Raw genomic sequence first — 20,514 nt, 5'->3', positions numbered from 1 at the left:
GTCTCGTAAATTTTCGATTGACGCCCGCGCCCGTGATTCTGCTGGCCCCCTGCATCCACCAATTCGAAACCATGCCGAGGAGTGTGAAACTCCGTATTCACCATCCGCAGCGAAGACGTCGCCAAATCGTCTAAAAAGCTCCGCGATGACGCGGTGTCCGGCCGCACGCCGCGCCGCCTTAGCACTCGTTTAAGGTCGCTCTGACACGGTGGCTCAACGATAAGGAGGCGTTCCGGCGCGTCTTCTAAAGACGATTGAGCCGAAGCGCGAGACCCGTGACCGTTTTGAGTATCATCCGCGATTGTCTCGATGCGCTGCTGCATCCCTCCGCGCGTTACGATGCGCTGACGCGAGCGCGCCATCGTGCCTTCATGGCGCCGCGGCTGCTTGGCAGCCTGGCCGCCTTCGCCGCATTCCCGATCTATCTCGTCCTGCGCGGCGCGCCGAGCGCGATCGAGGTGGCCGCGTTCGCCTGGCTGATCGCGCCGATCCTGTTGTCCTGGTTCCTGTCGCGCACCGGCCGCTATGAAGGCGCGCATGTGCTGTCGTCGCTGGCGCTTGCCGGCCTGATCATGGCGGTGGCGGCCACCACCGGCGGCATCGAATCCTTCGCCGCGATCTGGCTGGTCGTAGTTCCGCTCGAAGCCGCGCTGTCGGCCTCGCGCCGCGTCGCGGCCTTCGCCTCGCTGCTCGCGCTGTCCTGTGCCGGGATCCTGATCCTCGTCAGCCAGCTCGGCTGGCTGCCGATCGACCTGCCGAGCGCCACAGAACGCGGCGTGCTGATGGCGCTCGGCGTCGCCTCGGCGACGCTCTACGCCGCGGGCCTCGCCTTCGGCGCGGAATCGCTGGCGCGCACCAGCGTTGCGCTGCTGTCGCGCGAGGAAGAGCGCTACCGCCTGCTCGCGCGCAACATGAGCGACGTCATCTCGCGGCATCAGCGCAACGGCGCGGTGCAGTTCATCTCGCCGGCGGCGGAGACCATGCTCGGCATGCCCGTCACGCAACTGCTTGGCCACGGCCTGTTCGACCGCGTGCACGTCGCCGATCGCCCGGCCTATCTCACGGCTTTATCGGATGCGGCGCGCGGCGACGTGTGCAGCGTCGAGTTCCGGCTGCGGCGGGAACCTGCCGGCTCCGAGCGCGGCCAGATCGACTTCATCTGGGTCGAGATGCGTTGCCGCCCGCTCGACCAGGACAGGGCTCGTGACGTCACGGGCGAGGCCGAAGTCGTCGCCGTGATGCGCGACGTCACCGACCGCAAGCTTGCCGAGCAGGCGCTCGATCAGGCCCGCAGCGCCGCCGAAGCGGCCGACGCCGCCAAGACGCGCTTCCTCGCCACCATGAGCCACGAACTGCGCACGCCGCTCAATGCCATCATCGGCTTCTCCGAGATGATCGCGCAGGAGCAGACCTTGATGCTGGGAGCGGCCCAGCGCAAGGAATATGCCCAGCTCATCAACGATTCCGGCCAGCATCTGCTGTCGGTCGTCAACGGCATCCTGGACATGTCCAAGATGGAATCGGGCAATTTCGAGATTGCCTCGGAGCCGTTCGCGCCGCGCGCCTCGCTGATGCATTGCTGCAATTTGCTGGCGCTGAAGGCGCGGGAGAACGGCATCGACCTCATCACCGATGCGCCGCAGGATCTGCCTGTCATGACCGGCGATCCCAGAGCCTTCAAGCAGATCGTGCTCAACCTCGTCGCCAATGCGATCAAGTTCACCGAGCGCGGCGGTCAGGTCATCGTGACGGCGGCGGTGTCGGGTTCGCAGCTTGCGCTGCGCATCAGCGACACTGGCGTCGGCATCGCGCCCGACGATCTCAAGCGCATCGGCGCGCCGTTCTTCCAGGCCGGCAAGACCTATCAGCGCCGTCACGAAGGCACCGGCCTCGGACTTTCGATCGTGAAGAGCCTCATAGCGTTGCATCTCGGCGAATTGACGGTACAAAGCAGGTTAGGCGAGGGCACCGCCGTCACCGTCAAGCTGCCGCTCGTCTACACGCCGCCGCAGGCCAAGCCGGCGGAGAGCAAGATCGCGACGCTGACGCCGGTGCTGCGCCAGGAATCTCACAATCAATCTCACGACCAACTTCACGAAGAATCTCACGACCAACCTGCGCTGGTGAAGAAAAGTGCCTAAGAAGTCTGCAAAGGGCGAAGCCGCTCCGCGCCGTCGTGGTGCCAAGGCCGCGGTCATCGACGTCGAGACCGAGCGCAACCTCGTCATGCGCGTGCTGCTGCACAGCCCCAAGGATACGCTGGCCGGCCTCGTCGCCGTCGCTGCGATCGGTGCGATCGTTGCCAATGCGCTGTTCCTGCAGACCGGCCGGCATCCCGCGCCGATGTTCGGCACGGTGATCAATCTACCCGCGCCGTCGTCCATGCCGCTGGCGAACCCCTTGCCGCGTCCGCGTCCCGTCGGCGCCGAGACGTCGCCGCTCGAGCCGCGCGCGACGGAGTTTCGCACCGAGCCCAAACCTGCCGAGCGCGCCGCCGAGAAGCCACCCGAAAGGCCCGTCGAGGCGACCGCCTCGACGCGTTCGAACGATCCGATGACCAATCTGGTCAAGGCGACGACCTCGACGCCGCCCTCGGCCCTGCGTCCGCCGGCGCCGATCCCGGTGCAGAGCCCGGCCGCGCGACGTATCGCTGGCGTGCAGCGCGCGCTGTCCGAATATGGCTACGGGAATTTGAAGATCACGGGCACGATGAGCGGCGAGACCCAGTCCGCGATCCAGAAATTCGAGCGCGAGCACAAGATGCAGGTCACCGGCCAGGTCTCAGACCGCCTGCTGCGCGAGCTCGCGGCCGCGATCGGCCATCCCGTCGAATAGTTTGGGCGCTTGCACGGAGGCTGGTGCTGATTGCAGCACTGGCCTATCGTTCGACTCATGCGTTTGAAATCCAACATATGGGTGGCGGCCTATTTGCGCCGCTGTCAGACCGAGGGCGTGTTCGGCGCGGTGCGCCGCCGCGGCGCCGAGGAGGCGGGCGCGGTGTTCGTGAAGGTCTCGCTGCTCGACGGCAATGCGATGCTGTATACGCCGGCGCCGCAGACGGTCTATGACGACGGCCGCCCCGTCGATCGCTTCTTCGTGCCGGTCGCGCCGCAGCCTCTGCCGGAGCACACCATCGAGGAACGGCTGACCAAGGAAATCCGCTTCGATCCGGACGCCTGGATCGTCGAGACCGAGGACCGCGCGGGCCGGCATTTTCTCGAGCTGGCGCGGGCGTGATGCGGGCGCGATAGCCGTTGTTTGCCACGATCAGGCCGCAGGCTCTTAACCTCTCCCGCTTGCGGGGGAGGTCGGCGCGAAGCGCCGGGTGGGGGCTCTCTCCATCACCCCGACCCTCTCCCGCAAGCGGGAGAGGGAGCGCACCGCCTTCTCAGCGACAAACCAATCTAAATCTTCTAGCGATCCGACGATCCGCCGGTGCCCCTGCGCAATGTCGGGCTCGTGCCCGGGTGCACGCCCGGCCGGGTCTGGCTCGCACCGGCACGTGCGCGCTGGCGTTCGCCGTCATGTAGCGCGGACTGGTACTTTGCGCGGGTGACCGCGAGCGTCGAGCCGCGCCAGGCCGCCAGCATCACCAGCGCGGAGTGCTCGCCGAGGCGGTCATAGAGCCGCGACAGCCGGTACACGTCGTTCACGGAGGTCCCGATCTCCGGCTTGAAGAACAAGAGGATGCGCTGGAACACCGGACTCGGCATGTCGAGCGCGCGCGCGGCGACCGCGAGCGCCTCGCCGCCGGCATCGTCGACGATCTGGGCGGCGACGCGCGAGGGCAGGATCAGGCTGTCGCCGAGCTCGAAGGTGAAGTTCTCGATGTCGCCCGCGATCGCCGCCATCTCCAGGATCTGGATCGCGCGCTTGGCGCGCACGGTCGGAATCCGCGGTGCGGCCTTGAGCGGCGTCTGCGCCAGATTGTGCAGGATCAGCGCGCGCTCGGAGGCGCCGGCGCGGAAGAACATGTCGTGGATCTCGGCGGCATCCTTCGGCTGCATCGCCATGTTCGAGGCCAGCCGCTGCTCGGCCTCGGTGGGCGTGCGGGCCGGGGCGTGTGCCGGCGGCGAGGTGGGAATCTCTCGCGCCAGCGGAACCCTGCGGCCTTCCTGGGCGGCGACCAGTCCGAGCTTCTGGAGGATCGGGACGGGCGTCGTCGGATAGATCGCAAGCCGCGCCTTGACGGCCGCGCGCGTCGCATCGTCGACCTGGTCGATCAATCGTGTGGCGAGCTCGACGAACTGCCGCTGTTCGTCGTCGCTGTGGACGCGCGTCTGGACATAGAGATCGGTCAGCACGCGCAGCAGCGTCGGGCGGATGTCGACGCCTTCGCGACGGGAGAGGGTCATCAGCCCGTCGAATCCGGGAAACAGCGACTTGGTCATGGAGGCGTACGCAACTCGGGAGAGATTCTTGTCGCGAGCCTATCGCAGGTTCTTTTAAAGCCTCGTTAAGGAAAATGAGGCGTGAAGCCGGCCCGGCAATTTAAGGCGTTGTCGTGCCGCAACGGGACGGCGCGGCACGCTCCGTGCGGTTACGGTCCGGAAATGACGTTTACATCCCGTTAACCATAACTGATCTTAATGAATGCATGTTGCATGAAGCGTTTGGTCGCACGGCAATTGATAGAGAGCTGGATATGGGGACGATCATCGAATTTCCGGCCGCTCGCCGGGCAGGCTCGTCGGGAGATGCCACACCGCGCACGGAAACGGGAACGGTTCTGATCCTCCCGGTGATCCGTATCGAGCGCGAGGCGGACGAAACCAGCGGCGATCGCGGGCCGGAGCAGGGCACAGCGCCGGGGCGCCGTCGTCGCCGCCGCTAACGTCCGGCTTTTGCAATGCCGGACACCATCCGCCAGATCCGGCCTTTCGCATCGGCCGTCATGCTCACGCTGCTTGGCGCTGCGCTCGGCGCCTGTAGCGGCGGTGATTTCGGCCGCACCCGCGCCGACATGCGCAGTGACGACATGCATCGCTGGCTAGGGGCGGAGGTCACCTCCAGCGTTGGCCTGAAGCCCTCGCAATTCCAGCTCACCGACGAGGAGCGCCAGCTTCGCGATCTCGCCTATCCCATGATCGAGCCGCCGTTGTCGCGCCCGGCCTGGAAGAGCGTGTTCGGCGACTACAAGCCGCTGCCCTCGCCCTGGCGGCAGAAGATCGTGTTCGACCGCACCATGTACGGACGCACGCTGATCGACGAGCCGCACCGCTCGCATTCCTCGCGCTATGCGCAGCTGATCGAGGACGTGCGCAACGACATCACCCGGTTCGAGCCGTTCTTCGCCAGCGCAATCCGCGTCATCGATCTCGACAGGAAGCGCGATGCCAGCATTGCGCGCGTCTCCGCGCTCTCGCCAAGAGAGAGGGACGACGCGGTCGCGCGGATGCAGGAGAACTCGCTGATCGTGCAGTGGGTGCAGCAGTGCCTGGAGCAGCGCGTCTCGTCCTACCGCTGGGCGCTGGAGCGGCTGGTGATCCAGGCCCCCGACGGCATGGCCGCCGACGCCGACCGCCTGATCGGCGAACTCGCCGCCCAGACCGCCAACCCGCCGGTCGCAGCGCAGCCTCCTTACGGTCGCGCGGTCGTCTCGAAGGGCTGAGCGCGCAAGCCCGCTCGAATGACACGCCTCAACGCGGGCAATGTATGTGAGATCCTCCGGTCGTTTCGATCTGGTGGTTGGCGGTTCCGTTCGACGTTGAACTCTTCGTGACGCGCGGTGGCGATTTGAGGGTAAAGCTCGGATTGACAGCTCTGCCATCACGGTTTCTATTTGCGGTGACGGGGGTGTGCGATCCCCCCGCGAGGCGACATGCCGAAGAATCGCGTCCTGATCTTCACCAGGGACGCAGCATGTCATTTTCAACCTCCGAACCATCTTCAACCTCCAGGCCATCCCACAAATTGTCCCGACTGATCGGCGCGCCGCGCCGACGCGCGATAGGCGAGGGCATCGCGTGCTGGTACCCTGTTGCGCGTCGTGGCCTTTGTCCGGAGACGATGTCACTGAGCGGGCTTCACCTGGGGCGGGGAATACCACCGGGAGAACGATCATGCGTACACCAGCGATCTTTCACGCAGTCCTGCTTCTGGCGACTGCAGGCGGGCTCTCGAGCGCACATGCGCTGACACAGGAGGAGTTCGTCGCCAAACTCCAGGCCGCTGGCTATTCGCAGGTCAGCGACATCAAGTCGACTGCAGAAGGCACGACCGCAAAGGCCGTGAAGAATGGCAAGGACGTGCGGCTCGTCGTGGACAGTAGCGGACAGATCAAGGAACAGAAGTGAACCCTTGGGGGTGCGAGAGCCTGAAACCAAGCTCAAGGAGTAGATCAATGCGAAAGACGATTTCGGCGCTGATCGGCGTCGGTGCCTGCTTCATCGCGAGCGCTCATGCGCAGGATGTTGACTGGAAGAAGGTCGACGAGACGCTGGGCCGCAAGCCCAGTGTTGCGGACGATGTCCATCGTTACGGCTTCCCTCGTACCGATCTCACCGTGACTTTGGACGGAGTCACGATCAAGCCGGCGCTCGCGCTTGGCGGCTGGCTCGCGTTCAAGCCTGCGCATGGCGGCGCCATGGTCATGGGTGACCTTGTGCTCCTCGAGACCGAGATCAATCCTGTGATGGCGAAGATGATCGCGAGCGGTATCGAGATCACCGCCGTGCACAATCATCTCCTGCGCGCGAGCCCGGCGACGTTCTACATGCACGTCGCCGGACATGGCGATCCCGTCAAGCTGGCCTCGGCAATCCACGATGCCCTCGCCGAAAGCAAAACTCCTCTGACGGTCGCGGCGGCGGGCAACCCGCCTGCCATCGACCTCGACACGGCGAAGCTCGACCAGATCATCGGCGTCAAAGGGCAGGGCAATGGCGGCGTCTACCAGTTCAACGTCAAGCGGCGCGACCCCGTCACGGAAGACGGCATGCTGCTGACCCCCGTCGGCCCGATGGGCGTCGCGATAGCCATCAACTTCCAGCCGACCGGCGGCGGCAAGGCGGCCATCACCGGTGACTTCGTCCTCACCAGCGACGAGGTGAACCCGGTCATCGTGGCGCTGCGGACGCACGGCATCGAGGTGACGGCGCTGCATAGTCACATGCTGGACGAGCAGCCACGGCTCTTCTTCATGCATTTCTGGGCAAACGACGATGCCGTCAAGCTTGCTGAGGGCTTGCGGGCGGCGCTGGACAAGACCGCCAGCACGAAAAGCTGACGCGGAGCCGAGCTGGTGATTATCGCTCGCCGGCGTGACGACTGCCGCCATCGCGACCGCGCCTACGCGCTCAAGCCGAGCGGCCGGCCGTAAGCTCGCGTGTGATCCACTCGGTAAAGGCGCGGATCGCCCGACGCTGCTGGCCTGCGCGGGGGAAGACCAGATGATGGCCGACATAGCGAATGTCGGTGGAACGTCTGGCAAGTGGCGCCACCAACAGCTTGGTCGCAATCTCGCGTTCGGCGAGCCGCGTTGATTCCAGCGTCACGCCAAGTCCGCTTGACGCCATCGCGATCGCCAGGAAGCTGCGATCGAAGCGCATGCCGTGGATGGCCGGCGCTTCGAGGCCGTTGGCCGTGAACCATTGATGCCACTGCACCTGCTTGACGTCCGAGCGGATCAACACCTGGTCGAGCAGGTCCTTCGGCTTGCGGATTTTCTTCGCGAGCTCGGGCGTGCAGAGCGGCGTCACGGTCTCTTCGCCCAGCGGAATGATCTCGACTCCTTCGGCCCTGGGCTGGCCGTAGACGATGTCGATGTCGAAATCGTCGCTGCTGAACCTCGCATATTCCGTGTTGGCGGCGAGCCGGACCTCGAGCTTGGGCTCGGCGGCCATGAAGCGGGCGAGCCGCGGGGCGAGCCACTGGGCGGCGAAGCTCGGTGCGCAATGCACCCGCAGCAATTGCGGGCCGCGGCCTGCGACCTCCTCGATACCCCGGCGCAGATTGTCGAAAGCGGCGCCGGCATGACGCATCAGGTTCTCGCCCGCCGGCGTCAGCCGCACCGCCCGGGCGCTGCGCTCGAACAGGACGGTGCTCATTGCGCTTTCGAGCTTGCGAATGGCGTGGCTGACCGCGCTCGGAGTGAGATGCAGCTCGTTCGCCGCGTCCCGGAACGAGCCGGTGCGGGCGGCCGCCTCGAAGGCGCGGATGGACGATATCGGGATACTGGACAGCAGCATCCGACAAGTGAACCAAATTCACCCATGCAAGACAACAGCGCGTTTGTCCGAAGACGCGCTGCCGCATAGTCAAACGGGTCAAGAACGGCGGCACCGTCGGGTGCCCGCAACAGCCATTCAGGGAGGACCACAATGCTGCTACGCGGCAAGACAGCCATCATCACCGGAGCGGCCTCTCCGCGAGGCATTGGCCTTGCAACCGCCCGCCGCTTTGCGGCCGAGGGAGCCCGGGTCGCCATTCTCGACATCGACGGCGCTGCCGCGGAAGACGCAGCGCGCGGCCTCGAACCGGTCGCTGGCGAGGCGCACCTCGGCTTTGCCTGCAACGTCGCCGACAAGCAGGCCTGCATCAAGGCGGTCGAAGCGGTGATCGCGAAATTCGGCCGGATCGACATCCTCATCAACAATGCCGGCGTGACGCAGCCCGTAAAACTTCTCGACATCAAGCCGGAAGATTGGGACCGCATCCAGGACGTCAACCTCAAGGGCATGCTGTTCCTGTCGCAGGCCGTGATCCCGCACATGCAAAAGCGCAGGAGCGGTTCGATCGCGTGCATGTCGTCGGTCTCGGCTCAACGCGGCGGCGGCATCTTCGGCGGACCGCATTATTCGGCGGCAAAGGCCGGCGTGCTCGGGCTCGCCAAGGCAATGGCGCGCGAGTTCGGGCCCGACGGCATCCGCGTCAATTGCGTGACGCCCGGCCTGATCGGCACCGACATCACCGCAGGCAAGCTCACGGACGAGATGCGGGGGAAGATCCTCGAGGGCATTCCGCTTGGCCGGCTCGGCGAGGCCGCCGATGTCGCCGGCATCTACACCTTCCTCGCTTCCGACCTCTCGGCCTACGTGACCGGCGCCGTCATCGACGTCAACGGCGGTATGCTGATCCACTGAGCGGAGGAGGGGAGAGACGATCATGGCAACACCAACGCGCGCAAACGCGCCGACGCTTGCACAGCGCGCCCGCAACATCCGCCGCAACGCCCTGCTGATGGGCGAGGTCCAGGGCCAGGGCTATATCGCGCAGGCGCTCGACATCGCCGATGTGTTGGCGGTGGCCTATTTTCACGCCATGCAGTTTCGTGCCGAAGATCCCGCCTGGGAAGGCCGCGACCGTTTCCTGCTGTCGAACGGGCACTATGCGATCGCTCTCTATTCAGCCCTGATCGAGGCCGGGATCATTCCCGAGGCTGAACTCGAAACCTACGGTTTCGACGAGAGCCGACTGCCGATGTCCGGCATGGCGTCCTATACGCCGGGCATGGAGATGTCCGGCGGCTCGCTCGGACTTGGTCTTGGCATCGCCGTCGGCATGGCGCTCGGGCTGAAGCGCAAGCGGTCGGCGTCGCGCATCTTCACGCTGTTCTCCGACGGCGAGCTGGACGAGGGCTCCAAATGGGAAGCCATCATGTCGGCGGCCCATCACCAGCTCGACAATCTGATCGCGATCGTCGACGTCAACAATCAGCAGGCCGATGGTCCATCCAAGCAGATGCTGGGCTTCGAGCCTCTGGTCGACAAGCTCGAGGCGTTCGGCTGGTTTGTGCAGCGTGTCGACGGCAACGATCTCGACGCGGTGGTGGGCGCCTTCGATGCCGCGATGGCGCATCCCGAGCCAAAGCCCCGCATGATCGTCGCCGACACGTTGATGGGCAAGGGCGTTCCTTTCCTGGAGCAGCGCGAGAAGAACCACTTCATTCGCGTCGAGCCGCATGAATGGCAGCTGGCGCTGTCGGTGCTGAACGCGGGAGAGCAGCCATGAAGTCCGTGGGATCGACACCGTCCGGGAAGCCGCGGCTGACGACGTCGGCCATGATCGCCTCGATTGCGGCGGAAGGGCAGCGCACCAGGCCGGCGCCGTTCGGGCATGCGCTGGTCGAGCTTGCCCGCAGCCGCGAAGACGTCTTGGGCATGACAGCCGATCTCGGCAAATACACCGACCTGCACATCTTCGCGCAGGCCTTTCCCGATCGCTACTATCAGATGGGCATGGCCGAGCAGCTTCTGTTCGGCGCAGCCTCGGGTCTCGCCGCCGAAGGTTTCATGCCGTTCGCCACCACCTATGCGGTGTTCGCCTCACGCCGCGCCTACGACTTCATCCATCAGACCATCGCGGAAGAAGACCGCAACGTGAAGATCGCCTGCGCGCTGCCTGGCCTGACCTCGGGCTACGGGCCGAGCCATCAGGCCGCCGAGGACCTCGCGCTGTTCCGCGCGATGCCCAACATGACGGTGATCGATCCCTGCGATGCGCATGAGTTCGAGCAGATCGTTCCGGCCATCGCCGCGCATCGAGGGCCCGTTTATATGCGCCTGTTGCGCGGCCAGGTGCCGCTGGTGCTCGACGAGTACAATTACCGTTTCGAGCTCGGCAAGGCGGCGCTGCTGCGCGATGGCGCCGACGTTCTGATCATCTCCTCGGGCATCATGACCATGCGTGCACTGGAGGCGGCCCAGTCCCTCCAGGACGATCGTGTCAATGCTGCCGTCCTGCATGTGCCGACGATCAAGCCGCTCGACACCGCGACCATTCTGCGCGAAGCGGGCAAGCCGGGCCGCCTGGTTGTCGTCGCCGAGAACCACACCGTTATCGGCGGTCTCGGCGAAGCGGTCGCGGCGCTGCTGATGCGCGCGGGCGTGCATCCGACGTTCCGGCAGATTGGGCTCCCCGACGAATTTCTCGCCGCCGGCGCGCTTCCGACCCTGCACGATCGCTACGGCATCTCGACCGCGGAAGTGACGCGGCAGATCAAGGAGTGGCTGCGCTAACGCAGCCACCTTTCGTAACTGACCAGATCGACATGCTTCGCGGCAATGCTGTGGAGAACGAGAGCTGCTGTCCAATGCCGGCGCATCGAGAGCCGGCCGGCAGCAACAGCTGGTGGCGAAAGCCGTCGCTGCACATCAATCCATGCTCAACAGGAGGAAACGATGACCTTGCGCAAGCCGACCACCCTCAGCCGTCGCAGATTGCTGATGGCAGGCGCCGCCGTGCCGCTATGTGCCGTTCTCACACGCCCGGCGTCGGCGGCGGAGTTCACCTACAAGCTCGCGACGGGACAGGACCCGACCCATCCGGTCAACGTTCGCGCAAAAGAAGCGATCGACCGCATCCGCGAGGCCACCGGCGGCCGGCTCGAGATCAACCTGTTTCCGGCCAACCAGCTCGGTTCAGACACCGATCTCCTGACGCAGGTGCGCAACGGCGGCGTCGAGTTCTTCAACCTGTCGTCCCTGATCCTCGCGACGCTGGTCCCGGCCGCAGGCATCGTCAATCTCGGCTTTCTCTTCACGAGCTATGACGCGGTCTGGAAGGCGATGGATGGCGAGCTCGGCGCCTATATCCGCGCACAAATCGCCAAGACGCCGATCATGGCGGTGTCGAGCCCCTGGGACAACGGCTTCCGCCACGTCACCTCGTCCGGCCGCGAGATCAGGACACCGGAGGACCTGAAGAATTTCAAGCTGCGCGTGCCGGCGGCTCCCAATCTGACCTCTCTGTTCCAGGCCCTCGGTGCGGGGCCTGCGCCGATCAATTTCAACGAAGTGTACTCCGCGCTCCAGACCAAGGTGGTCGACGGACAGGAAAACCCGCTGCCGATCATCGCGACCGCCCGTCTCTACGAGGTGCAGAAGACCTGCTCCCTGACCGGCCATGTCTGGGACAATTATTGGATCCTCGGCAACAAACGCGCCTTCGCGAAATTGCCGAAGGACGTGCAGGCGATCGTGACGCGCGAGTTCGATCGCTCGGCCAAGGACGAGCGCGCCGATATCGCGAAGCTGAGCGACTCGCTGCGCGCGGATCTGATCGCCAAGGGCATGCAGTTCATCGAGGTCGACCGCGGCGCGTTCCGGCAGGCGCTCGCCAAGACGAGCTTCTTTGCCGACTGGAAGGGCAAGTTCGGCGAAGAGGCCTGGGCGCAGCTCGAGAAAGCGGCGGGCAAGCTGTCATGACGGCCGTCAACCATACGTCCGACATCGACGAAGGTGCCGCTGTCGCGGCACCTCAATCTGGTGTGCGCCTGTGGGCCGTCAAGGCCAACAAGCTGCTTGGTCATGTGGTTGCGATCCCGGCCGCACTCCTGGTGCTGGCCGAGATTGTCGTGCTGTCGGCCGGCATTGTCGGGCGATACGTGTTTCACGCCCCGATCATCTGGGCCGACGAACTGGCCGGCATCCTATTCCTGTGGCTCGCCATGCTGGGATCCGTGATCGCCTTCCAGCGCGGCGAGCACATGCGGATGACGGCCATCATCGGCATGCTCCGCACCGATGCGCGCACGTTCCTGGATGTCGTTGCCGCCGCAGCATCACTGGCGTTCCTGCTGCTGGTGATCCATCCGGCTTACGAATTCGCGGCCGACGAGGTGTTCGTCACGACGCCGGCGCTCGAGATCGTCAACAGCTGGCGGGCCGCGGCATTGCCCGTTGGTATCGGATTGATGCTGGTCGCGGCGGTTCTGCGGTTCGTTCGCATCGCCGGCTTGCGCAGCCTGCTGGCGGCCGTGGCGCTCGTCGCCGGCATCATCGCTGCGCTTGTCCTGGCGGCGCCGATGCTGAAGCCGCTCGGCAATCTGAACCTGCTCATCTTCTTCGTGGTCATCGTTGGCGCCATGGTGCTGGCGGCGGTGCCGATCGCGTTCGCCTTTGGTCTTGCCACCGTCGGCTATCTGACGTTGACGACGAGTACGCCTGATGTGGTCATCATCGGACGGATGGACGAAGGCATGAGCCATCTGATCCTGCTGGCCGTGCCTCTGTTCGTGTTCCTCGGCCTGCTGATCGAAATGACCGGCATGGCGCGTGCCATGGTCGGCTTCCTCGCCAGCCTGCTCGGCCACGTGCGCGGCGGATTGCACTATGTGCTGGTTGGCGCGATGTACCTGGTGTCGGGCATCTCGGGGTCCAAGGCGGCCGACATGGCGGCCGTGGCGCCGGTCTTGTTTCCCGAGATGACCAAGCGCGGCGCCAAGCCTGGCGATCTCGTCGCGCTTCTTGCGGCAACCGGAGCGCAGACCGAGACCATTCCGCCGTCGCTGGTGCTGATCACGATCGGCTCGGTCACCGGCGTGTCGATCGCGGCGCTGTTCACCGGCGGCCTGCTGCCTGGCATCGTGCTGGCGATCGGTCTCTGCTCCGTCGTCTGGTGGCGATACCGCGGAGAAGACCTGTCGCATGTGAAGCGCGCGACGGGGAGGGAGATCGGCCGCGCCTTCGTCATCGCAATTCCGGCCATGGCGCTGCCCTTCGTCATCCGCGCCGCGGTGGTCGAGGGCGTCGCGACCGCGACCGAAGTGTCGACCATCGGCATCGTCTATTCGGTTCTCGCCGGGCTCCTGATCTATCGCCAGTTCTCCTGGCGCCGGCTTTATCCGATGCTGGTGGAGACCGCGTCGCTGTCCGGTGCGATCCTGCTGATCATCGGCGCCGCGACCGGCATGGCGTGGGCCCTGACGCAATCGGGCTTCTCCGCATCGCTCGCCAAGTTCATGACCACGCTGCCGGGCGGAACGCCGGTCTTCCTGGGCGTGACGATCGTGGCCTTCGTCATTCTCGGCAGCGTGCTCGAAGGCATCCCGGCGATCGTGCTGTTCGGGCCGCTGCTGTTTCCGATCGCCCGCCAGGTCGGCGTGCACGAGGTGCACTATGCGATGGTCGTCGTTCTCGCCATGGGCATCGGCCTGTTCGCCCCGCCATTCGGGGTCGGCTATTATGCCGCATGCGCGATCAGCCGCATCAGTCCCGACGAAGGCATCAAGCCGATCGTCGGCTATATCGTGGCCTTGCTGATCGGCACGCTGGTGGTCGCCGCGATCCCGTGGATTTCGACCGGATTCCTGTGATGCGGGAGATCTTATCGGCGCGTGTCGCGGCTTGCCGCTATGGTTGCGGGGGAAAGCGGTCGAACGTCGGCAGTTCGTGCGCATGCTCCATCCAGCGAAGCCGCTCGGCGACCTGGATCTGCATCGTCGGCGGGACGGAATCGGGATCGTCATAGGTCGCGCTCTGGACGTCGATGACCCCGGGCTGCATGCTGGGCAGTCTGAAAAGACCTGCCGAGTATGGCTAAGCGGTGTCCGGTCCGGCTCGTTCAACCTCTGCTCCCACATGAAAACACCCGCGACGGACTGCTCCGCGCGGGTGTGACGAACTCTCGATGATCCAGTATGCCGGTGTTTTGCCCGACGTGTCAAATTTCCGAATTCTTGATGCGAGTCCGCAGCGTCGGTTTTTGGGTGGTCGGATAGCCCAACGATTTCAATGCCCCGCTACTGTGCATGGGGTTGTTTTCGCACTTTTTTGTTGCACCGCCGAAGCGGAGCGCATCAACGCCGGCCGCGCGGCGCTTCGGCCTTGGCGGGTGGCTCGGTCTGCGGGGCGCAGGTCGCAGCCTGAAGCGTCGCCTGCGCCTGTTGCATCAGGCCGGGCTCGGGGGCGAGCGCCTTCATCACGATCAGGCCGGTGGTCGCGGGGGAATCGATGATCAGCCGGTCGGCCGCGGTGACCTCCTCGTCCTCGGGCAGCTCGTTGTGCTGCGCTTCCGTCATCAGGTCGAGCTCGATCACCTTGCGGCCCGCCGAGCGGTCGTTGATGGCGTAATAGGCGATCTCGTTGCGGGTGTAGAACGACACCGAGGTGTAGGCCTGGCTCACCGGCACGGCCAGCTTGATAGGACCGCCCGACAGATCGTAGCGGCAGATCGCGAGCGCAAAGGCCGGGTCCATGAACGGCATCGGTGAGGTCTGCGGGTCGGCGAGGGGAAGCTGGGTGACGGCGTTCACCGTCGTCATCGGCGTCAGGCGCGAATAAGCATCCTGGGTCGCAATCCGCGGCAGCGCCAGCACGCTGACGAGATGGACCACGAGGCCCAGAACGATGCCGGCAACGATGGTGAACAGCAGCCGGATCATGAGCAGCCCACCGTCGTGATCGTAGGCATCGGCGCATCGCGCTGAGTGCGTGTGGCAACGCCGACCGGGGTATCGTAGAGGCGCAGCATCAAGGCGTAGCGCTCGATGCCGCCGGTCGGCAGCCAGTTGCCGGCGCGCGAGCGCGAGGCGATGCGGATCTCGAACGTGCCGTCGGACTGGCGCACGATCTCCTGGCTGGTGAAGCCGTAGCGGGCAAGCGAATTGGCGACGAGATGGCCCTTACGGTCGTACAGCGTCAGCGTCCAGAACCGCGCCGGCGGTGTCACGCCGGAGACAACGACGTCACAGCGGCCGTCGAGCGCCTTCTTCTTGTCATCGGCGGTCGCGGTGAAGGCGACGCCATCGCCGGTGCCGATCGGCAGCTCGCCGTTGCGCACGATGGTGGCGCGTGAATAGGGATCGACGTCGGCCGTGCCGGTGCGCGGACGGGCGGTCCAGGGGCCGATGGTCAGCGCGCCGATCTCGGTGCCGCGCGTCGTCGTCATCCAGGTCGCGCCGACGCCGACGACGGTGGCGAGCAGAAGGGCCGTCAATGTGATCAGGATCAGCCGCACGGGTTTCGATCAGTTCTTGCGCGGGGCGGAGGTGTTGGCGTTCTCTTCCGCATAATTCTGCGGGAAGGCGAGCGCATTCGTCGACGAGGCCGGCTTGGTATCGGCGGCCGCCGATTTGTTCGCAGTCTTGGCCGCATCATCAAGCAGCTTCTCGACCCGCACCAGAATGTCGGCGCCACGCTTGGTCAGCACTGGCGGCGGACCGGGCTTGGTCTCCAGCACCTTCGGCGCCGCATTGGCCTGCGCGTTGGCGATCTGTTGCGGCGGCAGCTTCTGGCCCATGCCGATGCCGGGGATCTCCCGGACCTCGACGCCCTGATGCGCCGCGACCATGATGTCGTGCCAGGTCTGCGCCGGCAGCGAGCCGCCGGTCATGCGGTTGGTCGGCGAGTAGTCGTCGTTACCGTACCACACCGCGCAGGTGAAATTGCCGGTGTAACCGACGAACCAGGCGTCACGATACGCATTGGTCGTGCCGGTCTTACCCGCGGTCGGAATGCCGTCCAGCGCGGCGCGGCGTGCGGTGCCTTCGCTGACGACGTGGCTCATCATGCCCGCCATGTCGGCGGCGATGTTCGGCGGAATGGCCTGCTTCGGCTTCGGCCCGTCGCGATCCCAGCGCCAGACGAGGTCACCGGCGCCGGTGCGCACCTCCAGCACCGAGTGCGGCGTCACCGCTTTGCCGCGGTTCGGGAAGGTCGCGTAGGCGACGGCGTGCTCCAGCACGGTGACTTCGTCCGAGCCGATCGGCAGCGACGGCGTGTCGGGCAGCGGCGCCTTGAGGCCGAAGCGGCGAGCGACTTCGACGATCTTGGCACGGCCGATCTTGGCCGGGTTCGGCGCCTTCGGCTGCTCCTTCTGGCCGATCGCGATCGACAGTTTTACGGGCACCACGTTGATCGAGCGCGTGATCGCCTGCGTCAGCGTCACCGAGCCGGAATAGGAGTGGCCATAGTTCTGCGGACACCAATTGCCGATGCAGACCGGGCCGTCGACCACGATCGAGTTCGGCGTGAAGCCGTTCAGGAGCGCAGTGGTGTAGACGTAAGGCTTGAACGAGGAGCCGGGCTGGCGATAGGCGTCGGTGGCGCGGTTGAACTGGCTGGCGCCGTAGTCGCGACCGCCGACCATGGCGCGGATGCCGCCGTCGAGATCGGCGACCACGGTCGCCGCTTGCGTCGCGTGATAATCGCGGCCGAACTGGCGCAGCTGGTTCTCGATCGCGTCTTCGGCGGCCTTCTGCACATTGGTATCGATCGCGAGCCGCACCACGAAGACTCGCTCGGTGTACGACTTCGGGAAGGTGTCGACGAGCTTGCGCATCTCGTCGAAGGCGTAGTCGAGATAATAGTTCGGCGAAGCCTCGTCGCGGCGGTCGACCGCGAAGGCCGGGTTGCGGCGGGCGCCGAACACCTGGCCCTCGGTCATGAAGCCGGCATCGACGAGGTTGTCGAGCACGACGTTGGCGCGCGCGCGCGCGGCCGGCAGGTTGATGTGCGGAGCGTATTTCGTCGGCGCCTTGAACAGGCCGGCGAGCATCGCCGCTTCCGCCAGCGTCACGTCGCGCGCCGATTTATTGAAGTAGAAATGCGCAGCGCCATCGACGCCGAAGGTGCCGCCGCCCATATAGGCGCGGTCGAGATAGAGCTTGAGGATCTCGTTCTTGGTCAGGCGCCATTCCAGCCAGACCGCGAGGAACGCTTCGTTGACCTTGCGTTCGATGGTGCGCTCGTTGCTCAAGAACAGATTCTTGGCGAGCTGCTGGGTGATCGAGGAGCCGCCCTGGCGGACGCCGCCGGCCTGGGCGTTGGTGACGAGCGCGCGCGCCGTGCCGGCGATGTCGATGCCGAAATGGTCGTAGAAGCGGCGGTCCTCGGTCGCCAGCGTCGCCTTGATCAGCACGTCCGGGAAATCTTCCAGCGGGATCGAGTCGTTGTGCTTGATACCGCGGCTGCCGATCGGGTTGCCGTAGCGGTCGAGGAAGGTCACCGCGAGGTCGGACTTCTTGAGCCAGTCCTCGTCCGCGGTCTCGCGGAAGGCGGGGATGGCGAGCGTCAGCATCACCACCAGGCCGCCGAGGCCGAGGGTCGCAGCTTCCGACAGCGGCTCGATGAACACCCAGCGCTTCCACCGCCCGACATAGAACCGGTCCATGAAGGTGGAGTAGCGCTCGTAGAGCTCGCGGATGCCCTTGGCCGAGGAGAACAGCGAGGAATCGATGCGCGCATCGAGATCCAGGAAGAAATTCCGGACCTTCTGCTTCCAATGCGGTGGTATGATCTGGCGCACCTAGAACCCTTGCGGCTTGCTTCGAAAGCGTTCAAGCACCCGGCCGGGGGCGGCATCGGAACGTCTTGCGGGAATGTTGCGGCAAACCCAAGGCGCCCGGTTCGCGTCCTTCGGGGACTTGCTGTTCCTTCTAGCCGAGCAGGGCCCATAAACCAATGGCCACGCTCGCGATTTTGAACAACAGGCCTAATTGACCCCGGGACATTACGGGCCTTCCGAGGGCGTTGCTTGCACCGTCACGGCCGCTCGCTCTAGATGACTTCGCCGTAGCTCTTTCGAACCTTTGTTGAGGCGCATGACCGCAGCTCCCAAACGACCTTCAGGCCAGGAAGGATTCTTCTGGAAAACCAAGACGTTGGAGCAGCTGTCGGCGGCCGAATGGGAAAGCCTGTGCGACGGCTGCGGCCGCTGCTGCCTGAACAAGCTCGAGGATGAGGATACCGGCCAGATCTATTTCACCCATATCGGTTGCAGGCTGCTGGATGGGGCGAGCTGCGCCTGCAAGGACTACCCGAATCGCTCCGACAAGGTTCCGGACTGTGTCCGCCTGACCCCGGCCAATGTCCGCACCCTGAACTGGCTGCCGCCGAGCTGCGGCTACAAGCTCGTCGCCGAGGGACGCGACCTCTATTGGTGGCACCCGCTGGTGTCAGGCGATCCCAACACCGTGCATGAAGCCGGCGTCTCCGTGCGCGGCCGGGTCGAGGGCAGCGAGGAGGAGATCCCCGACGAGGATCTCGAGGATCACATCGTGCAATGGCCGGCCGTGCTGCCGAAACGAGCCCGTCTGAAGCGACGTCCGAAGGACTGATCCGCCGCGCGCCTCGGATCACGTGTTCGGGATGACCCTGCGGTGGGATGCACCCATGCGCCGCGGTGTCTGCCCGGGAAGGATTTTGCTGTCTACATTGGACTGCATAGAACGAATCCTTCGCGGCGTTGTGCCGCCCCACGACGTCCGATCGAGATGAACAAGTTCGACCGGCAGAGCAGTTCTGCCGACATCCAGCCGTTGCCTGACGACATTGCCGAAGAGCTGTCTCGCCTTCCGAGCGAGGTCATCAGCGTCGATGACGCGCCGTCCATCGCGCCGCCGGTGCCGCTGTCCCAGGACGAGGTCCGCACCATCGTCATCAGCCTGATGCTGACGATGTTCCTGGCAGCGCTCGACCAGACCATCGTGGCGACCGCGCTGCCGACCATCGGGCGCCAGTTCCAGGACGTCTCCAGCCTGTCCTGGGTGATCACGGCCTATCTGCTCGCCTCGACTGCGGTCGCGCCGGTGTTCGGCACGCTCAGCGACATCTATGGCCGCAAGGCCATGATCATCACCTCGCTCAGCCTGTTCGTCGCGGGCTCGGTGCTGTGCGCGATTGCGCCGAACATGCCGATGCTGATTCTCGCGCGCGGCCTTCAGGGCCTCGGTGGCGGCGGCATCATGCCGGTGGTGCAGACGGTGATCTCGGACGTCGTGAGCCCACGCGAGCGCGGCCAGTACCAGGCCTATTTCTCCAGTGTCTGGATGGTCGGCGGCATCCTCGGCCCGGTCATCGGCGGCGTGTTTGCCGAGCATCTGCACTGGTCGATGATTTTCTGGATCAACCTGCCGCTGGCGGCCGCCGCGATTGCGCTGCTGCTGCCGAGGATGAAGAAAATCCCGGTGTTCCACCGCAAGCGCAAGGTCGACTGGCTCGGCGGCGTGTTGCTGATGGCCTCCGCCGTCGTCTTCATGCTGGTGCTGACCTGGGGCGGCACGCGCTATCCCTGGCTGTCGCCGACCGTGCTTGCGATGGTGGGCGGCGCGGTCGCACTCGTCGTCAGCTTCGTCTGGCACGCGCGGCGGGCGGACGAGCCGTTCCTGCCGCTGCCGCTGCTCGGCGGAAGTGTCGTACCGTTTGGGCTGATGGCCGGCGGCTGTGCGCTCGGCGCGATCACGGGCCTCACGGTCCAGCTCCCGCTTTATTACGAATCCGTCTATCACCTCAGCGCCAGCGAGGCGGGCCTTGCGCTGATTCCGCTCGCAGCCGTTTCGACCTGCGGTGCGGCCATCGCCGGGAGGACGATGGCGCGGGCCAAGCACTACAAGCGCGTCGCCATCATCGGCACCTCCTGGGCCGCGCTGTGCGGCCTCGGGCTCACGTTGACGACGCTGCCGCTATGGGGCCTGCTGACGCTGATGGCCGCGTTTGCGCTCGGCCTCGGCACCACCTTTCCGGTCTGCGTGGTCTCGGTGCAGAATTCGGTCGCGCGGCCGCAGATCGGTACTATCACCGGTGCGTTGAACTTCTTCCGCTCGCTGATGTCGTCCTTCACGGTCGCGGCGTTCGCGGCCATCCTGCTGATCGCGCTCGGTGCCGACATTCCGCTCGGCGAGCATCACGCCGCCGTCAGCACGATTCCCGCCGACGACATGCGGCATGCGTTCCGCTACGTCTTCGGCGCCGCCACAGCGCTGATGACCGGCGCTGCCCTCTGCCTGATTGCAATGGAGGAGCGGCCGCTGGCTGGTCCCGCCACGTCGCAGCCGGTGGAGATGGCGGAGTAGGG

The 20,514-nt window shown here is 65.5% G+C and carries 20 protein-coding genes; 14 read left to right on the top strand and 6 right to left on the bottom strand.

The window, feature by feature from the left end; all coding sequences use genetic code 11:
* Window positions 1-275 precede the first annotated feature (275 nt).
* The 3 genes from AAE027_RS00425 to AAE027_RS00415 are packed head-to-tail and all read left to right on the top strand — an operon-like array spanning window position 276 to window position 3,237.
* Window positions 276-2,141, top strand: coding sequence for a PAS domain-containing sensor histidine kinase (locus AAE027_RS00425; RefSeq protein ID WP_370985262.1), 1,866 nt, complete (start codon window positions 276-278; stop codon window positions 2,139-2,141).
* Window positions 2,134-2,835, top strand: a complete 702-nt coding sequence (locus AAE027_RS00420; protein ID WP_370985263.1) for a peptidoglycan-binding domain-containing protein — start codon at window positions 2,134-2,136, stop codon at window positions 2,833-2,835. The genes AAE027_RS00425 and AAE027_RS00420 overlap by 8 nt, the downstream gene beginning before the upstream one ends.
* Before the next feature lie 57 nt (window positions 2,836-2,892).
* The gene (locus AAE027_RS00415) at window positions 2,893-3,237 is read left to right on the top strand and encodes a DUF1491 family protein (RefSeq protein WP_091890887.1); all 345 of its coding nucleotides are present in this window, start codon (window positions 2,893-2,895) and stop codon (window positions 3,235-3,237) included.
* 176 nt (window positions 3,238-3,413) lie between these two features.
* Here the strand turns inward: AAE027_RS00415 and AAE027_RS00410 are convergent, their stop codons facing one another.
* Window positions 3,414-4,391 (bottom strand): DUF2336 domain-containing protein, encoded by a 978-nt coding sequence (locus tag AAE027_RS00410; RefSeq protein ID WP_370985264.1) that lies wholly within the window; start codon window positions 4,389-4,391, stop codon window positions 3,414-3,416.
* Between the two features lie 254 nt (window positions 4,392-4,645).
* On the opposite strand from AAE027_RS00410, the gene AAE027_RS00405 reads away from it, so the two are divergent.
* From AAE027_RS00405 to AAE027_RS00390, 4 genes are all read left to right on the top strand, one after another.
* Window positions 4,646-4,834: a hypothetical protein gene (locus tag AAE027_RS00405; protein ID WP_370985266.1), complete on the top strand. Its 189-nt coding sequence runs from the start codon at window positions 4,646-4,648 to the stop codon at window positions 4,832-4,834.
* Between the two features lie 15 nt (window positions 4,835-4,849).
* On the top strand, window positions 4,850-5,611 hold the full coding sequence (locus AAE027_RS00400) for a hypothetical protein (protein ID WP_370985267.1): 762 nt from the start codon (window positions 4,850-4,852) through the stop codon (window positions 5,609-5,611).
* A 451-nt stretch (window positions 5,612-6,062) separates the two neighbouring features.
* Window positions 6,063-6,296: a hypothetical protein gene (locus AAE027_RS00395; protein WP_370985269.1), complete on the top strand. Its 234-nt coding sequence runs from the start codon at window positions 6,063-6,065 to the stop codon at window positions 6,294-6,296.
* Between the two features lie 47 nt (window positions 6,297-6,343).
* The gene (locus tag AAE027_RS00390) at window positions 6,344-7,228 is read left to right on the top strand and encodes a DUF1259 domain-containing protein (RefSeq protein WP_370985270.1); all 885 of its coding nucleotides are present in this window, start codon (window positions 6,344-6,346) and stop codon (window positions 7,226-7,228) included.
* A 70-nt stretch (window positions 7,229-7,298) separates the two neighbouring features.
* On the opposite strand, the gene AAE027_RS00385 is transcribed toward AAE027_RS00390, so the two are convergent.
* Window positions 7,299-8,186, bottom strand: a complete 888-nt coding sequence (locus tag AAE027_RS00385) for a LysR substrate-binding domain-containing protein (RefSeq protein ID WP_370985477.1) — start codon at window positions 8,184-8,186, stop codon at window positions 7,299-7,301.
* Between the two features lie 135 nt (window positions 8,187-8,321).
* Here AAE027_RS00385 and AAE027_RS00380 point away from each other — a divergent pair, with 135 nt between their 5' ends.
* The 5 genes from AAE027_RS00380 (at window position 8,322) to AAE027_RS00360 (ending at window position 14,035) form a co-directional block, all read left to right on the top strand.
* Complete coding sequence (locus AAE027_RS00380) at window positions 8,322-9,083, top strand: SDR family NAD(P)-dependent oxidoreductase (RefSeq protein ID WP_370985271.1); 762 nt, start codon at window positions 8,322-8,324, stop codon at window positions 9,081-9,083.
* Between the two features lie 22 nt (window positions 9,084-9,105).
* Window positions 9,106-9,951 (top strand): transketolase, encoded by an 846-nt coding sequence (locus AAE027_RS00375; protein WP_370985272.1) that lies wholly within the window; start codon window positions 9,106-9,108, stop codon window positions 9,949-9,951.
* Window positions 9,948-10,958, top strand: coding sequence for a transketolase family protein (locus AAE027_RS00370; RefSeq protein WP_370985273.1), 1,011 nt, complete (start codon window positions 9,948-9,950; stop codon window positions 10,956-10,958). Before AAE027_RS00375 ends, AAE027_RS00370 begins: the two co-directional genes overlap by 4 nt.
* Before the next feature lie 162 nt (window positions 10,959-11,120).
* Window positions 11,121-12,146, top strand: a complete 1,026-nt coding sequence (locus AAE027_RS00365) for a TRAP transporter substrate-binding protein (RefSeq protein ID WP_370985274.1) — start codon at window positions 11,121-11,123, stop codon at window positions 12,144-12,146.
* On the top strand, window positions 12,143-14,035 hold the full coding sequence (locus AAE027_RS00360; RefSeq protein WP_370985275.1) for a TRAP transporter large permease: 1,893 nt from the start codon (window positions 12,143-12,145) through the stop codon (window positions 14,033-14,035). Before AAE027_RS00365 ends, AAE027_RS00360 begins: the two co-directional genes overlap by 4 nt.
* Window positions 14,036-14,072: 37 nt before the next feature.
* Here AAE027_RS00360 and AAE027_RS00355 read toward each other — a convergent pair whose 3' ends face one another.
* The 4 genes from AAE027_RS00355 to AAE027_RS00340 all read right to left on the bottom strand — a co-directional run bounded on the left by AAE027_RS00355 (window position 14,073) and on the right by AAE027_RS00340 (window position 17,967).
* Window positions 14,073-14,225, bottom strand: coding sequence for a GFA family protein (locus AAE027_RS00355; protein ID WP_370985276.1), 153 nt, complete (start codon window positions 14,223-14,225; stop codon window positions 14,073-14,075).
* A 293-nt stretch (window positions 14,226-14,518) separates the two neighbouring features.
* Window positions 14,519-15,103, bottom strand: coding sequence for a DUF1254 domain-containing protein (locus AAE027_RS00350; protein WP_091890927.1), 585 nt, complete (start codon window positions 15,101-15,103; stop codon window positions 14,519-14,521).
* Complete coding sequence (locus tag AAE027_RS00345; protein ID WP_091890931.1) at window positions 15,100-15,678, bottom strand: DUF1214 domain-containing protein; 579 nt, start codon at window positions 15,676-15,678, stop codon at window positions 15,100-15,102. The genes AAE027_RS00350 and AAE027_RS00345 overlap by 4 nt, the downstream gene beginning before the upstream one ends.
* Before the next feature lie 9 nt (window positions 15,679-15,687).
* Window positions 15,688-17,967 (bottom strand): transglycosylase domain-containing protein, encoded by a 2,280-nt coding sequence (locus tag AAE027_RS00340; protein WP_128934942.1) that lies wholly within the window; start codon window positions 17,965-17,967, stop codon window positions 15,688-15,690.
* Window positions 17,968-18,262: 295 nt separating this feature from the next.
* On the opposite strand from AAE027_RS00340, the gene AAE027_RS00335 reads away from it, so the two are divergent.
* Both AAE027_RS00335 and AAE027_RS00330 read left to right on the top strand, forming a co-directional pair.
* Complete coding sequence (locus tag AAE027_RS00335; protein ID WP_370985277.1) at window positions 18,263-18,778, top strand: YcgN family cysteine cluster protein; 516 nt, start codon at window positions 18,263-18,265, stop codon at window positions 18,776-18,778.
* Window positions 18,779-18,934: 156 nt separating this feature from the next.
* Window positions 18,935-20,512 carry an MDR family MFS transporter gene (locus AAE027_RS00330; RefSeq protein WP_370985278.1) on the top strand — a complete coding sequence of 526 codons (1,578 nt, stop codon included), beginning with the start codon at window positions 18,935-18,937 and terminating at the stop codon, window positions 20,510-20,512.
* Window positions 20,513-20,514 lie beyond the last annotated feature (2 nt).

The organism is Bradyrhizobium sp. DN3 (assembly GCF_041357655.1).
Taxonomy (GTDB): Bacteria; Pseudomonadota; Alphaproteobacteria; order Rhizobiales; family Xanthobacteraceae; genus Bradyrhizobium.
Note: the sequence above shows the minus strand (reverse complement) of the source record. Positions and strands in the feature narration are given on the sequence as shown.